The organism is Sporosarcina sp. 179-K 3D1 HS, assembly GCF_047228905.1.
Taxonomy (GTDB): domain Bacteria; phylum Bacillota; class Bacilli; order Bacillales_A; family Planococcaceae; genus Sporosarcina.
In genome coordinates, this window is the sequence record NZ_JBFEGI010000018.1 from 36,570 (window position 1) to 51,604 (window position 15,035).

17 protein-coding genes and 1 rRNA gene are annotated in these 15,035 nt (G+C 45.2%); 1 reads left to right on the forward strand and 17 read right to left on the reverse strand.

The genetic code is table 11. The features are described from left to right. Window positions 1–55 precede the first annotated feature (55 nt). From veg to metG, 6 genes are all read right to left on the reverse strand, one after another. Window positions 56–322, reverse strand: coding sequence for a biofilm formation stimulator Veg (gene veg / locus AB1K83_RS17190; protein WP_413059434.1), 267 nt, complete (start codon window positions 320–322; stop codon window positions 56–58). 140 nt (window positions 323–462) lie between these two features. Then, a complete protein-coding gene (rsmA, locus tag AB1K83_RS17195) occupies window positions 463–1,359 on the reverse strand; it encodes a 16S rRNA (adenine(1518)-N(6)/adenine(1519)-N(6))-dimethyltransferase RsmA (RefSeq protein WP_413059435.1) in 897 nt (298 codons plus the stop codon). Next, window positions 1,356–1,913, reverse strand: coding sequence for a ribonuclease M5 (rnmV, locus tag AB1K83_RS17200; protein ID WP_413059436.1), 558 nt, complete (start codon window positions 1,911–1,913; stop codon window positions 1,356–1,358). Before rnmV ends, rsmA begins: the two co-directional genes overlap by 4 nt. Before the next feature lie 142 nt (window positions 1,914–2,055). Continuing rightward, entirely contained in the window at window positions 2,056–3,294 is a 1,239-nt protein-coding gene (locus tag AB1K83_RS17205) for a ubiquitin-like domain-containing protein (RefSeq protein WP_413059437.1), read from the reverse strand. Between the two features lie 135 nt (window positions 3,295–3,429). Beyond that, the gene (locus tag AB1K83_RS17210) at window positions 3,430–4,197 is read right to left on the reverse strand and encodes a TatD family hydrolase (protein ID WP_413059438.1); all 768 of its coding nucleotides are present in this window, start codon (window positions 4,195–4,197) and stop codon (window positions 3,430–3,432) included. A gap of 147 nt (window positions 4,198–4,344) precedes the next feature. After that, the gene (metG, locus tag AB1K83_RS17215; RefSeq protein WP_413059439.1) at window positions 4,345–6,300 is read right to left on the reverse strand and encodes a methionine--tRNA ligase; all 1,956 of its coding nucleotides are present in this window, start codon (window positions 6,298–6,300) and stop codon (window positions 4,345–4,347) included. 383 nt (window positions 6,301–6,683) lie between these two features. On the opposite strand from metG, the gene AB1K83_RS17220 reads away from it, so the two are divergent. Then, window positions 6,684–6,962, forward strand: coding sequence for an AbrB/MazE/SpoVT family DNA-binding domain-containing protein (locus AB1K83_RS17220; RefSeq protein ID WP_413059440.1), 279 nt, complete (start codon window positions 6,684–6,686; stop codon window positions 6,960–6,962). 52 nt (window positions 6,963–7,014) lie between these two features. Here the strand turns inward: AB1K83_RS17220 and rsmI are convergent, their stop codons facing one another. The 11 genes from rsmI to rrf form a co-directional block, all read right to left on the reverse strand. Continuing rightward, window positions 7,015–7,905, reverse strand: a complete 891-nt coding sequence (gene rsmI, locus AB1K83_RS17225; RefSeq protein ID WP_413059441.1) for a 16S rRNA (cytidine(1402)-2'-O)-methyltransferase — start codon at window positions 7,903–7,905, stop codon at window positions 7,015–7,017. Continuing rightward, window positions 7,883–8,170 carry a GIY-YIG nuclease family protein gene (locus AB1K83_RS17230; protein WP_413059442.1) on the reverse strand — a complete coding sequence of 96 codons (288 nt, stop codon included), beginning with the start codon at window positions 8,168–8,170 and terminating at the stop codon, window positions 7,883–7,885. The genes rsmI and AB1K83_RS17230 overlap by 23 nt, the downstream gene beginning before the upstream one ends. Then, a complete protein-coding gene (locus AB1K83_RS17235; RefSeq protein ID WP_413059443.1) occupies window positions 8,154–8,903 on the reverse strand; it encodes a tRNA1(Val) (adenine(37)-N6)-methyltransferase in 750 nt (249 codons plus the stop codon). The genes AB1K83_RS17230 and AB1K83_RS17235 overlap by 17 nt, the downstream gene beginning before the upstream one ends. 107 nt (window positions 8,904–9,010) lie before the next feature. After that, window positions 9,011–9,370 (reverse strand): DNA replication initiation control protein YabA, encoded by a 360-nt coding sequence (gene yabA / locus AB1K83_RS17240; protein WP_413059444.1) that lies wholly within the window; start codon window positions 9,368–9,370, stop codon window positions 9,011–9,013. Between the two features lie 13 nt (window positions 9,371–9,383). Beyond that, on the reverse strand, window positions 9,384–10,211 hold the full coding sequence (locus tag AB1K83_RS17245) for a stage 0 sporulation family protein (protein WP_413059445.1): 828 nt from the start codon (window positions 10,209–10,211) through the stop codon (window positions 9,384–9,386). Next, window positions 10,204–11,208, reverse strand: a complete 1,005-nt coding sequence (gene holB, locus AB1K83_RS17250) for a DNA polymerase III subunit delta' (protein WP_413059446.1) — start codon at window positions 11,206–11,208, stop codon at window positions 10,204–10,206. The genes AB1K83_RS17245 and holB overlap by 8 nt, the downstream gene beginning before the upstream one ends. A 53-nt stretch (window positions 11,209–11,261) precedes the next feature. Beyond that, a complete protein-coding gene (locus AB1K83_RS17255; protein ID WP_413059447.1) occupies window positions 11,262–11,702 on the reverse strand; it encodes a YaaR family protein in 441 nt (146 codons plus the stop codon). A 19-nt stretch (window positions 11,703–11,721) separates the two neighbouring features. After that, window positions 11,722–12,051 (reverse strand): cyclic-di-AMP receptor, encoded by a 330-nt coding sequence (locus tag AB1K83_RS17260; protein ID WP_413059448.1) that lies wholly within the window; start codon window positions 12,049–12,051, stop codon window positions 11,722–11,724. Between the two features lie 51 nt (window positions 12,052–12,102). Further along, a complete protein-coding gene (gene tmk, locus AB1K83_RS17265; protein WP_413059449.1) occupies window positions 12,103–12,735 on the reverse strand; it encodes a dTMP kinase in 633 nt (210 codons plus the stop codon). Next, window positions 12,735–14,171: an aminotransferase class I/II-fold pyridoxal phosphate-dependent enzyme gene (locus tag AB1K83_RS17270; protein WP_413059450.1), complete on the reverse strand. Its 1,437-nt coding sequence runs from the start codon at window positions 14,169–14,171 to the stop codon at window positions 12,735–12,737. Before AB1K83_RS17270 ends, tmk begins: the two co-directional genes overlap by 1 nt. 625 nt (window positions 14,172–14,796) lie before the next feature. Further along, a 5S ribosomal RNA gene (gene rrf, locus AB1K83_RS17275) occupies window positions 14,797–14,912 on the reverse strand. Window positions 14,913–15,035: the final 123 nt, after the last annotated feature.

The window sequence follows — 15,035 nt, forward strand, 5'->3', positions numbered from 1 at the left end:
AATTACGCGGAGGCGCGTAATTGATTAAAAATGATTTACATCATGAATGCTGTAATTATTTGACGCTAAATGCTGTGGAATCCGAGCCATCGAGAATCGTGATTTCCACCGCTTCGGTCAAAATGTCCGCGTAGCTGTAAGATACCCGTTCAAACGCGTTTTCGTCCTGGTCCAGTTCGACTACGAAGACAGCACGATACGTTTCACGCAGTATCCCCGCCCGTTCAATCGTCTTCTTTCGGCCCCCGTTTGCTTTCAAATGCAAACGTTTCCCAAGATGGGAATCCAATGACTTCTTGATATCCGCTAATGTTTTTGGCATGTCGCTTACACCTCACTGAGTATAAGCATACCACATTTAAATATTTCTGTCAATTAAAACAAACATTTTATCAATCGGGCAATACTCTTGTCAATCATTTTCTTGTATTTCAAGGAAAATTTTTCAGATTATCCGATTCTTTAAGACCGTGACTTCGAAATATAAAAGTCTTCATACAGTGCATTGGACAAAGCGGCAAACTCTTCAATTGTCAATGTTTCTCCTCGGCGGCCCGGGTCTATTCCAATTCGTTCGAACGCTTGCAGGATCAATTCCTTTTTTGCTTTTCCATCCGGCAAAGCCGACTGTAAATTATTAAAGATCGTTTTCCGTCTCTGTGCAAATGAACCTCTCGAGACTTCAAACAAGAACCCTTCATTCAACACTTCAGCAGGGACCTTCTCTTTTCGAGTCAATTTCAGGACGGCCGATTCCACATTCGGCTGTGGCATAAATACAGTTTTCGGTACAATCATCGCCACTTCAGCATCCATATAGTATTGGATGGCAATGGAAAGCGAGCCGTACGATTTCGTTCCGGGCAATGCGGTAATCCGATCGGCCACTTCTTTTTGCATCATGATGACCATGGCTGATATGGGCACTCGCTCGAGCAGGAACTTCATAATAATCGGCGTGGTTATATAATAGGGTAAATTGGCAACGACCACGACATCCTCATATTCGGAAAACTGATCTTCCATCACCTGTCCGAGATCCGCATCCAAGATGTCCTGATGCAGGATGGTGACATTGTCGTAAGGCGAGAGTGTATCTTGCAATACAGGTAGCAGCCGACCATCAATCTCAAACGCGACGACCTTCCCTGCGCTTCTAGCCAGGTGCTCAGTCAATGCACCGATACCCGGACCAATTTCAATGACACCCGTTGTTTCTGTAAGATTCGCATGTGAGACAATATTACGCAACACATTCGGATCGATGAGGAAATTCTGTCCCAAACTTTTTTTAAATGAAAATCCGTGTTTCTCCAGAATCTCCTTTGTCCTGACCGGAGTGGCGATATCTTTCTTCATATAAGTTCCTCCTCGTCGAGAACCCGGATTACTTCTTCCAACTTATCATATCCGATTCTGAACATTTCAAGTCTCTTTTTCAGGCCTTTGCCGTTCACTTGCCCAATTTGTAGAATTTCGCTTAAACGGTCCCGACGCCGCTTTGCGTCAGGATGGCCGATCAACCGGGCAGCAATCAGATCTGCAGGCTTGATTATTACAGCCGGAAGGGTATCCACTGTATAAACGGCCCGCAATGCTTCCCGTATTGCCTCGTCGTCTGCATGCTCGATGCCTAATCCTTTGCCATTTTTTGCGATGGTTTGTTGTTTATTTAAAAAGGCGTGCTTGACGCCGGGAATATGTTCTTCAATAATGGCACGGATTCGTCTGCCGGGATAATCGGGATCTGTAAAAACGATGACTCCCCGTTTTTCCTGGGCATGGCGAATTCGCCGAAGGGTGTTTTCATCAATCGCCGAGCCATTCGTCTCAATCGTATCAGCCCCGGTAGCGCGTTGAACGGCGATCGTGTCCGACTTCCCTTCTACTATAACGATTTCTTTAACGTTCACAATGTTCCTCTTTTCCATTCATTTCTTCTCATTTTACTCCGCTCCCCTCACGTTGTACAGAAACCGGACTCTTTCTTGCCGTTAGAGACAACATGAATAACCGCAGGGCCTCTTTCCTGCCCTGCGGATTATGGAAATGATATCAATCGATGATTTTGACTTTCACTTGGCGTCTACCAAACTTATATGCTTCCGATTTCGAAGGGACATGAAGGTCGATTTTTCTCCCTTTAATAGCACCGCCGGTATCACCAGCGACGGCATAGCCATAGCCTTCCACCCAAACTTTTGAGCCGAGCGGAATGACAGATGGATCCACTGCAATCAGTTTCAAATTGGGATTGGCGCGCAAGTTGATACCCGTACGCGTAATGCCGGAGCAGCCGTTGCAATGAGCAGTATAGGCAGTCGCCGTAACGTAAAACTCTTTTCCTCCTGCCGGTTCCGAGTTATTTCGGGATATTGCTTTACGGCTTGAACTTTTGGAAGGAACCGCTGCACTTGCGACCGCCACCTTCGAACCGACTGCCACAATTTTCTTTTTTGGTTCCTGAATTGTTGTTTCTTCCAATAACTTACGAGAGACGACTTTGCCGTTTTCTTTCACAATTTCGAACTTACGCGAAACCTTGCCTTTTTTCCCTTGTTGAATGACTTTTTCCCGGCCTTTCAACAATTTGGGGTCATTGCGTGTTTCAACCGCGAAGCTCGCCGGTTCTTCCACTACATCGGTGACCTTTTCCACTCGTACGACTTCTACAATAGAACCGGGCTTCAGCATTCCGTCCGCCTTTCTATTCAATCGGTCGTCTTCATTCAATTGAATGTTCTCTCTCTTTAAAAAGTCAGCGACCGTAGTCGAAGTTGACCATACGTCCCGTTTCTCTCCCCCGTCATTGAGCGCCACTTGAAACGCTTTTTCGACGGTAATCTGGTTGTCATCCCCAAACTGCTCATGGAGATCAGGCGTAACGACATCATGTGCGGAAATTTCGATGCCCGCTTCCTCGAGGACATCTCCTACCTTATCTTCCCGGGTCCAAATCGTCTCAATATCCTGATCCACCTGTATCGCAACTTGCTTTGACTGTTCCCACCGGATCGACAAGCCTTGCTCGATCGGTGTATTCACTGAGGGTGTTACTAAATCATTTTGGGACACTTCGAAATCCTGCTCGGAAAGAAGTTTACCCACTGTATGTGCATGTGTTTTAATTTCCAATTCCTTACCGTCCACGTCTAACGTGACCGATTTTTTTGTCCCTTCAAATAGGACAAGTGACATAATAGTAACAAATAACGCAAGGGAAACGACACCCACCGCTATTTGTTTACTCCTCAATGATTTAAAGAACAGGCTTTCCACTGTGTCATTTGACATGTAAAAAACTCCTCCTTCATCACTCGGCAAATTATAAAGGTTCCTTTTCCACGTGTCAACCCATTGAATTTTTTACTAAGGATCATAGAATAGGAACCTGTATAGGCAAAGTATGGAAGGTTTTCAGGACTTTATTCACTCCAACCCAAATAGTTTCATAGCATTTGCGGTTGTCCTCTGAGCTACCTCTTCTACTGGCAAACCTTTGAGCCGTGCGATTTCTTCTGCAACCAAGGTGACTAAGGCCGGTTCGTTCCGTTTTCCCCGATGTGGATGTGGCGCTAAATAAGGTGCGTCTGTTTCTATCAATAAATGATCGAGTGATATCTCCGTAGCTACTTCTTTTGGCATCCTCGCATTTTTAAACGTTACAGGTCCCCCAAGCGAAATCATAAAGTTCATATTAATGCATTCTTTGGCGGTTTCGACACTGCCTCCATAACAGTGCATAATTCCGCCTGTTTTTTCGGCTTCTTCTTCTTTTAAAATCCGTACGACGTCACCGGTGGCATCACGATTATGGATAATGATAGGTAAATCCACTTTTTGCGCAAGACGAATTTGCTTCCGGAATAACTCCTGCTGGACATCCTTCGGCGATTTGTCCCAATAGTAATCCAAGCCGGTTTCCCCGATACCGACCACCTTCGGATGCTTGGCCAGTGACTCAATCCATTTCAGATCATCCTCTGTGCAATCAATTGCATCGACGGGATGCCAACCGACAACGGCATAGATGTACGGGTATGCTTCTGCTAATTCTATCGCTTTGTTAATCGTCTTCGTGTCAAAACCGACGACGACCATCTTCTTGACGCCCGCGTCCAGTGCCCGTCCGATCACTTCTTCGACGTCTTCCTCATATTGGTCTGCATTTAAATGGACATGTGTATCAATCAACATTGTTTTCGCCTCACAATAACTCTATCTTAGTCTTTAGATGAATGACATTCATCACATTTTGCTTACAATTAGATTACATAACCCTCTGAATTGCAAACAAAACGAAAAACGGCGTTGCTCGAAGAACGCCGTTTTCGTGTGAGACCTTTATTTGACTTGTGCTCCATTTTCCAGGCCACTTGGCACTGTTGCAAGCTTCAGAACTCCATCCAATTTACCGGCCAAGATCATTCCTTGGGATAATTCACCCCGCAACTTGACTGGCTTCAAATTCGCAACGACAATCACTTTTTCGCCGATCAGGGATTCCGGTTCATAATGTTCCGCGATTCCTGACACTACTTGCCGTTGTTCATAGCCCAAATCCAATTGCAATTTGAGCAGTTTATCGGCTTTCGGCATTTTGACGCATTCCGTCACGGTAGCAACCCGAAGGTCAACTTTCATGAAATCGTCAATCGTGATTTCGTCCACTTCCGGAACTTCCTGCGACTCCGTCTCGGTATTTTCCACAGGCGCCGTAATAGCCATTTGATCCCGAATATAAACAATTTCGACGTCCGGATCGAGACGAGGGAAAATCGGTACGCCTTTTTCGATCACTTTCGACTGTTTCGGAATCGCATTCGCATCGCCAAGCGTTGACCAAGCGAGCAAGGAATCGTCCAAGCCAAGTTGTTCGATAACCTTTTTCGGCGCATGTGTCATGAATGGCTGTAATAGGACCGCAATATGACGAAGCGAGGAAGCAAGATTTGCCATAACTGATGCCAATTTTCCACGATCAGACTCTTCTTTCGCCAATACCCACGGTGCTGTTTCATCAATATATTTATTCGTTCGGGAAACGAGCGCCCAAAGTTCAGATAGGACGACACTGAACTGCATCTTCTCCATGGAAGCTTCATAATTCCGGATAGTTTTTTGAATAAAATCCGTTAAGCTTTCATCAAACTCTGTCGGCTCCAAGCCCTCCGTCGGAATGACCCCATCGAAGTATTTATTGATCATGGAGACTGTTCGGTTCAATAAGTTCCCGAGATCATTCGCCAAATCATAGTTTGTCCGCTCAATGAATGATTCCGGCGAGAACACACCATCTTGCCCGAATGGCAGTTCACGCAGTAGGAAATAGCGCGTCGCATCCAAACCATATCGCTCCACTAGCATTTCCGGATAAACGACATTCCCTTTCGATTTGGACATTTTTCCATCTTTCATCATGATGAACCCATGTGCAAACACCTTTTTCGGCAATGGCAGATCAAGGGCCATAAGGAATATCGGCCAATAGATCGTGTGGAAGCGTACGATATCTTTTCCAACTACATGGACATCCGCCGGCCAATACTTTCGGAAGAGGGAATCATCGTCCGAACGATAGCCAAGTGCTGTAATATAATTCGTCAGTGCATCTACCCACACATAAATGACGTGCTTCGGGTCACCCGGCACTCGGATTCCCCAGTCAAATGACATACGGGAAACGGATAGATCCTCCAGTCCAGGTTTGATGAAATTATTAATCATTTCATTTTTGCGCGATTCCGGCTCGATAAATGTCGGATTTTCTTCGTAGAACGCCAATAAGCGATCCGCATACTTTTTCATGTTAAAAAAGTATGATTCTTCCTTTACCTTTTGAACCGACCGTCTGCAATCTGGACAATTGCCATCTTCCAGCTGCCCTTCCGTAAAGTAGGACTCACATGGCGTGCAATACCAGCCTTCATATTCGCCTTTGTAAATATCCCCATTGTCCAAGAAGGTTTGAAAAATTTTATCCACGGCTTGTTTGTGGCGATCTTCCGTTGTACGGATGAAATCGTCATAGGAGATATCCATGAGTTCCCATACTTTTTTCGCAGTATGCGCAATACCATCCACGTATTCCTGTGGCGGCAATCCTTCCTCTTCCGCCTTCTCCTGAATTTTTTGGCCGTGCTCGTCCATTCCAGTCAAAAAACGGACATCATAGCCGCGTAGTCTTTTATATCTAGCCATCGCATCGGATGCAACGGTTGTATAAGCAGTTCCGATATGGAATTTTCCGCTCGGATAATAAATTGGGGTCGTAATATAAAATGTCTTTTCTTCAGTCACGAAAATTCCTCCATTATGTTAAATAGGGTGAAACCTGAACTCCATCACATTAAATTGTTTACATAAACCGCCCACAGAAAACAAGCCCCCGACCAGCGGGAATGCTTTGTTTTCTCTGATTTTCTGTTTAATTCCCATTATACCCATTCTAACGAAAGCGGGAAGTCGATACAATCAATTTCCCTTTCTAAACGACTTTCTCCATACCTTCTATTTACCTATAATACTATCAAAATAATAGTATAAAATATTCCTTAGATTTATATCTTAAAATCAAGGAAATATATTTGACGGTAAATGGTAGCATTGGTATGATAAGAGACAGACAAGAAAATTATGTCGAATTTTGACGAAAATATATTGTATTGGAAGGAGATCTTGTCATGAAGTCTACTGGTATTGTAAGAAAGGTCGATGAGCTAGGACGAGTAGTAATCCCTATTGAATTGCGTCGTACACTCGGTATCGCGCAAAAAGATGCTCTCGAAATCTATGTGGATGATGATAAAATCATATTGAAGAAATACATGCCTAATATGACTTGTTCCATTACCGGCGATGTATCCGACGATAACATGCGTCTCATCGACGGTAAACTGATTCTAAGTCCAAAAGGCGCAGAACAGCTAGTAAAAGAAATTGAAGAAAACTTAAAACAGTAATATTAGAATAATAATTATCCAGACCGATTTTTCGATCTGGATTTTTTGTAAATCAACCTGGATTCTCTTCATCTATATGAAACACCTTATATACCTCCCGACGGTTCATTCCCCGTTCATTCGCCACCTGTCGGATAGCCTCCTTCGAACGAATTCCTTCCTTTTCGATCAATTCATCGACATGACCTTTTATAGTTAAGCCTGTCCACCATGCCTCCTGCTCTTCTTCCTCAATGCCATTTTCGTTCCCTTCCAAAACAATGCAGAATTCCCCTCTGATTTCATGTGCCATTGCCCATTGGATTGCTTCTTCCAGCGTCCCTCTAAGGAATTCCTCAAATCGCTTCGTCAATTCTCTGGCGAGTACGACTTTTCGCTCTGCCCCCAATTCATCCCTCATAGCCTGTAATGTCTCTTTTAAACGATGTGGAGCTTCATACAAAATAATCGTTTCCTCGCGTCTTTTCAGTTGATCCAACTGCAGTTTCCGGTCCTTTTTATGGCGCGGTAAAAAGCCATAAAACAAAAATGGCTGCGGTATTAGACCGGAAGCAACGAGCGCACTAATTGCCGCATTGGCTCCTGGAATCGGGACGACAGCAAAACCGGCTTCCAATGCTTTGCTTACAATATCTGCCCCCGGATCTGAAATACAAGGCATTCCAGCATCGCTGACGATCGCGACTGACTTGCCTTCTTTCAATAAAGCCAAAATCTTTTCTCCCCCACTTTCCGTATTATGCTCATGGTAGCTCATAAGCGAGGTTTTAATATCAAAATGATTACATAGGCGAATCGTGTTCCGAGTATCTTCCGCGGCAATGCGATCGACTTCTTGCAGGACACGGATTGCCCGAAACGTCATATCCTCCAAGTTGCCAATCGGCGTTCCCACCAAATACAGTTTCCCACCGCCCGATTCAGCGCTCTTTTGCGATTTCATCCAGTTCTCCATCCTTTCCGATATACCGCTCTTTTGCTTCCCGCCTTAATTGTTTGAAACGATACTCAGCCTGCATCGCTTCCCGCTTCGACTTAAATGTCTCGCTGTATATGCAGCGGACCGGTTTTCTAGCCCTCGTGTATTTTGCCCCTTTGCCTTCATTGTGGACACGGATCCGCCTTTCTAGATCATTCGTATAACCGGCATAATAGGAGCCGTCTTTACATTCCAACACGTAAAAGATATGCTCATTCGCCGGAACCATAGAGAAGTTCCCTCACTTCCTCGGTATACTCGCCTTGCACATCATATACGAACAGAGGCGGCAACACTTTCAAATCCGGCTTTCCGTCTTTGATCCCTTCGATGAGCAGGGTATTGGCCTCTTTTCCTTCCTTCGGATAGACGAAGCGGATCCGTTTCGGTTCCAAACGATTAGCACGCATCGCAGTCACGATATCGAGAAGACGTCCCGGTCGATGGACAAAAGCGGCCTTTCCCCCTTGCTTCAATAGTTCGCTTGCCGACTGAACCGCTTGTTCCAATGTCAATTTGATCTCATGCCGAGCAATGGCGACATGTTCTCGTAAATTTTTATCGCTCGCCTCAATTGCTGGGAAATAAGGAGGGTTGCAAGTTACGGTGTCATACTTTTCATAACCGATCTGTGAAGCGATGCCAATCACGTCTCCATTCAAGACTTGAATTTGATTCTCCAGACCGTTATAGCGGATGCTCCTCTCCGCCATATTTGCCAGCCGCTCCTGTAATTCGACAGCGAGGATATCCGCTTTCGTCCGGGCACTTAGAAACAAGGGGATGGCTCCATTTCCTGCGCAAAGATCTACAATTTTTCCGGAACGAATCGGAACGTAGGCAAACTTTGCCAACAATACCGCATCTAACGAAAAGGAAAACACCGAGGGACTTTGAATGATCCTTAAGTTTTCCGCCAATAAATAATCAAGCCTTTCATCACCTTGCAAAACATCTTCCACAATCCGTTCCTCCTATCATCAACCAAATGAAACCTAAGTGTAAACACCACAAAATTGTAAAGCAATCAGAAAAGCCGATCCTTTGACTGACTAGGATCGGCTTTCGCTCATACATGTTGCTTATTCAAAAACGAGAGACAGAAAAGGCAATCTTCGCCTTTGCGGCTGCTTCCATAATGGACGTTGCAAACATGAAAGCCTTCATTATACAAACGTGCCAAGTTATCGACACCTTCGCCTACATCGGCCGCTTGCGGTTTCTTTTTTCTCTTAGGGCTATGGGAAGTGCGTGCCTGCCCGTCCATTTCTTCAAGCCGCTCCCGCAGATGATGGTTTTCGAGTTGAAGGGAATGGTTTTCTTCCGTCATCTGCGCGACAAATCCCATCAAATCGCGGAATTGCTTTTGCATGGATTCAAGCTGTTGCTCAAATTCCATGATTCTGTCGAGAAAATTCCCTTCTTTCAACTGCCCCACCTCATCATTTCATCAATTGCACTACATTTTTGGCGGACTCCGCTACTTCTGTCATTGTATATTCCACTACTTGGTTCCGCTCGTTCAAACTCACTTGAAGAATATGCTCCAATAAATTGAGTCCAACCACCTTTCCGGGACCGTCCGGCGTTTGAACAGGCGCCCCGATGTCAGGCATCATGGCCTTTGCCTCTTCGTATTCGTCATTTTCATACTTTAGGCAACACATAAGACGGCCACATAAACCGGAAATTTTAGATGGATTTAAGGATAGGTTCTGATCTTTTGCCATTTTAATAGAAACCGGTTCAAAATCCCCGAGAAATGTCGAACAACAAAGCATCCTACCGCATGGTCCGATGCCACCCAACATTTTCGCTTCATCCCGGACACCAATTTGGCGCAGCTCGATGCGCGTCCGAAAGATGGAAGCCAGATCTTTGACGAGGTTACGGAAATCCACCCTTCCCTCTGCCGTGAAATAAAAAACGATTTTATTCCGATCAAATGTGTATTCTACATCGACTAGCTTCATATCCAGGTTATGCTCTTCGATTTTACCTTGACCTGTATAAAAAGCACGTTCCGCCTCTTCCCGATTTTCCAGCACCTGTTCAATATCGTCCGCTTGGGCAGGTCTGATAATCTTCTTCAAAGGAAGGACGACGTCGTTTTCTTCTACTTCTTTCATTCGACTTGCTACTTTCCCATACTCTACACCACGGGCGGTCTCTACAATGACATAATCCCCAACACTCAACTCATAATCCAAGGGATCAAAAAAATATATTTTACCCGCATTTTTAAAGCGGACTCCTATTACTTTATACAACAAGTAACCCCTCCTGCATGCTAAGCACCAATTGCTCCATTAAAAGCGTCCGATTCATATTACTGTACAGTTTCTTCTTTGCTTGTAAAATGGCATCCATGACCGAAGAAAGCTGACTAAATGTAATATTCATCGAAAGATTCGTGAAGAATTGCTGCTGGTCCGGATAAGCCGGCGTGGACTTTAATCCCGCCTTGTATGCCATCATATCCCGATAAGCATATAATAACAGGTCCAGGCCACGTTCGGTATCGTCCTTTTCCTTAAACAACGGTATCCATTTCGTCTGGATATATAATAATGCTTCTTGGACATGTCTATCCGATGCTTCCACCAATTTTAACACTGTTTTTCTCATCTGTGCAAATTGATCGTCCCCTGCAAGGCGGAGTGCTTCCTCAAAATCTGCAGTTACCATGGAAACTGTTGCAGCCATCGAAGAAGTAATTCCTCTTTCCTCCAGCTTCCCGATTATTGTTTCACGGGATGGAGGCAAGAATGGGATCCGCTGGCATCTGGATTGAATGGTCGGTAAAATTGACTGATAGGAATCCGTTAACAGAATGGCCGTCACTTCCCCTTCCGGCTCTTCTAGAAACTTCAACAATGTATTGGCTGCAGCGCTATTCATACGATCAGCGCGGGAAACAATATATATTTTCCGACCAGGTTCATATCCTTTTTTGGTCATTTTAGCTATCAATTCTGACATTTGCTCTTTTTTTATGTCTTGCCCATCAGGACGAACCGTGGTCAAGTTGGGATGAGTTCCGGAAGATAAACGTCGACAGGTAAGGCATGTTTCACATGGAACATTTTCCTCAACTTGTTTACAAAGGAGGAGTTTCGCGAAAAAATTGGCCGCCTCTTCTTTTCCGGTACCCATTTCACCATCAAATATATACGCATGACCAATGCGGTTATTCTTATAAGAAGATTGTAAGCGTTCCATGACATTTCTTTGTTCCTCAAAGAGCCGTTCCGTTTTTTCATTCATGGAAACCACTCCCCTGTTCCAAAAAACGTGTTTCTATCGAAAGAAACACGAATCTACATATATAAATTAATGAGAAGCCCTTTAATCTCGCCTATTTTCGCCAAAAGATCCACGGATGTCTTTTCCTCATCAAGTAAATCCTCTGCCAATTCAATCAGCTTTTCATCTATTGTCTGTACAATTTTCAACCTGCGCCCTTCACCGAAATGATTCCATGTATGAGACTGTTTCAAGCCCAATCCGGAGTCAACGGCCTCTTTCAAGAATCTTTTGACGAGCATTTTAAATTTTGCCATATCCCTCAAGTTGCGTGAACGGGCAATTCGATCACCTACTGAAGAAATATCACCGAGAAGCCTTGTAATTTGCTCGCCTTGCAACCGTTGCTCTTGCTTTGAAACCATTTCCCCAAAACGGGGACCGCCCTGGGGCGTTTGCAACGGATTATTCCTCAGTTTATCGAGTCCTGATCTATAGTCACTATTGACCTTCATTCCGATTCACCTCGGCCCATCAAAAATGATGGAATTGTTCAATTGGAAGAACGAAAACCGTTGCCCCGCCAACTTCCACTTCAACTGGATAGGGGATATAGGAGTCGGCGTTTCCACCCATGGGAGACACGGGAGCGACCATCTGATCCCTGGAACGACAGTTATCACGAATAAGCTCCAACGCTTTCGGCACTAGGCTATCTTCCGTACCGATGAGGAAAGTCGTATTGCCCGACCGTAAGAAACCTCCCGTACTCGCCAGTTTCGTCGCACGAAAGTCATTTTTAGTCAACGCATTTGACAACCGATTACTATCCTGATCCTGTACCACTGCCACAACCAATTTCACGGTACTCTCTCCTTTTTCCGCTTTCTACTCATTATATCATGAATCCGGGATTTAAATGAGTTGGGAGTATATTAATTTCCAAACATTTTCCGCTACTTCGTTTGCTGGAAGCGAGGCATCGATGGAGCGGATCCGCTCCGGATAAATTTGTAGCAACCGTTGGTATCCTTCATATACCGCATGATGGAATTGTAAACTTTCATTATCGAGGCGATTTTGTTCCCGGCTATCGTTGTTTACGATCCGAGAAAGCCCATCTTCCGGTGTGATATCGAAAAAAACAGTTAGATCCGGCATCGTTTTTCCGATAGCAAATTCATTGATTGCCAAAACTTCCTGTATTCCTAAACCTCTCGCAAATCCTTGGTAGGAAAGCGAGCTATCGATGAAACGGTCACACAGGACAATCATCCCTTGCTGCAGGGCCGGTTCAATCTTTTCAACAAGATGCTGTCTCCGTGCGGCCGCATAGAGCAATGCCTCTGTCCTTCCGTCCATTTCCTCATGTTCATTGTCCAAAATGATGTTACGTATTTTTTCAGAAATTCGGATGCCACCCGGCTCCCGTGTCACGATAACCCGCTGTCCTTCTTTTTGTAGTCTTTCGCTTATATTCAAAATGGCCGTCGTCTTCCCAGCCCCTTCCGGCCCCTCAAAGGAGACGAATATGCCGTTGTTCGCCATTATTTAACACCGTCCTTGACAACTAAAATCTGCTCATCCTCAACCTGAATGGCTCCCTGAAATTTTGCGTGTCCTGCAATTAATTCTTCAATTGATCGGATATGCCCTTCCTTGACCGTCTCTCCGCCCAGCAATAGCGGAATGCCAGGAGGATAAGGAATGACGGAAGCCGCCGCTACCCGACCTTCAGCGTCTTTATAGGAAATCCATTCGCTTTTCATATCGGCAAGCTGAGCTGGTAAATACGCGAGTTGGGAAATCATTTCATTCCGGACAATCGGTTGGGATCCCCCCATGTTCTCTTTCACCGATGGGGCCAGTTGGGACAATGCCCTTTTGATCTTTGCACAAACCAGATCAAATGAGTAGTTTGAAACTCTCTTTACCAATGGCAGGATGACCAATACTTGATAAAGATCGGCAAGCTCGACATAAAGCCCTTCAGCATCCAAACATTGCTGAATTTCAAAGCCTGAATATCCGGGAACGCGCAACGTCAGTTTCAAAGGATCATCCATTTCGACTGGTTGTAGGCCGGGTATGTCCTCCAATTGGGTAATAAATGCTTGGCGCTTCGCCAAAAAATGTACCGTATCTTCCGTATTATATGTTTCCGCATAAGCGCGGGCATCATCAAGGGATGCCATTAATAAATAAGAGGGGCTGCTAGATTGCAGCATATGTAGAGCATGCGCAATCCGTTCCGAATCAACCAAATCCGAACGAATATGCAGGAAAGAGCCCATCGTCATGGCCGGCAAAGACTTATGTGCAGAGTGAACCACGACATCCGCTCCCATCTGTAAAGCAGAGCGAGGAAACGGATCACCCAAGACAAAATGAGCCCCATGCGCTTCATCCACCAATACGGGAATTCCCTTAGCGTGGCATAGTTGAATCACTTCTTCAAGTCCGCCCTCGGCTGTTCCATAATAAGTAGGATACGTCAGAACAACCGCTTTCGCTTGGGGGAATAAATGAAGAGCTTCCTCTATTTGTTCAACGGATACCAATCCAGGCGTTTGGACAGTCTCCTGCCAATCCGGGGACACAAACACGGGATGCACACCTGCCAATTCGATGGCATGGAAGACCGATTTATGCGCATTTCGCTGGACAATCACCGTTTCTCCCCGTCGGCATGTTGCATAAATCATCGCCAGATTCCCGACTGTCGATCCATTGACTAAAAAGAAACTGCGGTGAGATCCATACAAAGCAGCAAGCTTTTGCTGCGCCTCCTCAATAGCACCATGAGGCTCATGCAAATCATCCAATCCTTCCAGCTCCGTGACATCATATGGAAGAGCCGCACGCAAACCATCCGGGAGGCTCGAAAGTGCTCCATTTTTATGTCCAGGTACATGGAGAGACATCGGTGCTCTTTTATGAAATTGAGTCAGTGCTCGAACCAGTGGTCGATCCGTATAGGTCATAATCGATTCACTTCCTTTAGAATTAAGTATACTGGATGGAGGGCAAAAAACGTAAGAAGTTGTGTTATGTATATCCTGCACTCAGACAATACTGCTTGGCCGCTCCAACACTTTAAGAGGTATTTGTGGGAATGAAATAAAGGGCTGCGGGAATAGGAGCCGGGAATAATATTTGGACACAAAAAAATTATACTTGTGGGAAGGCCTGCTCACGACGATTCGGCGCTCGGGGCAAGCCTCCCTCCGTCCATCAGCCGAGCAGCAAAGACCTCTACTTGGCTCACGGCTCCGGCTTGCTCTCTCAAAGAGAAGTCTTCGATAGCAGGCGTGGTACATAGCACGGATATCGAAGCCCCCACGGTTTGGTCCTAATTTTGAACAAGCCGACCATAATTTCTCGTCCCGCTCATAATTCCTAGGAAGCGCTCATAATATCAAGAAATCGCCCATAACTTTGGAATGCGCTCACACATCCGAAGTTTTATCCCTCACATCGTGAAACGGGATCATTTTAAGAATGTTTTTTTCATTTTCATACAATGCCAAACACCAATCAGGAGAAACCATTTAATTAACTCCTGTAAAACAACAAAAAAAGCCATCCCCCATTGGGAATGACCTGTCCGCCTGGCGACGTCCTACTCTCACAGGGGGAAGCCCCCGACTACCATCGGCGCTGAAGAGCTTAACTTCCGTGTTCGGTATGGGAACGGGTGTGACCTCTTCGCCATCGTCACCAGACTATTGAGCTTGTTCGCTCAAAACCGGATAAAACCAACATTGTCTACTTACCACAAGCCATGCAACCTTTTTGTTTGAGGTTAAGTCCTCGATCGATTAGTATCCGTCAGCTCCATGCGTCGC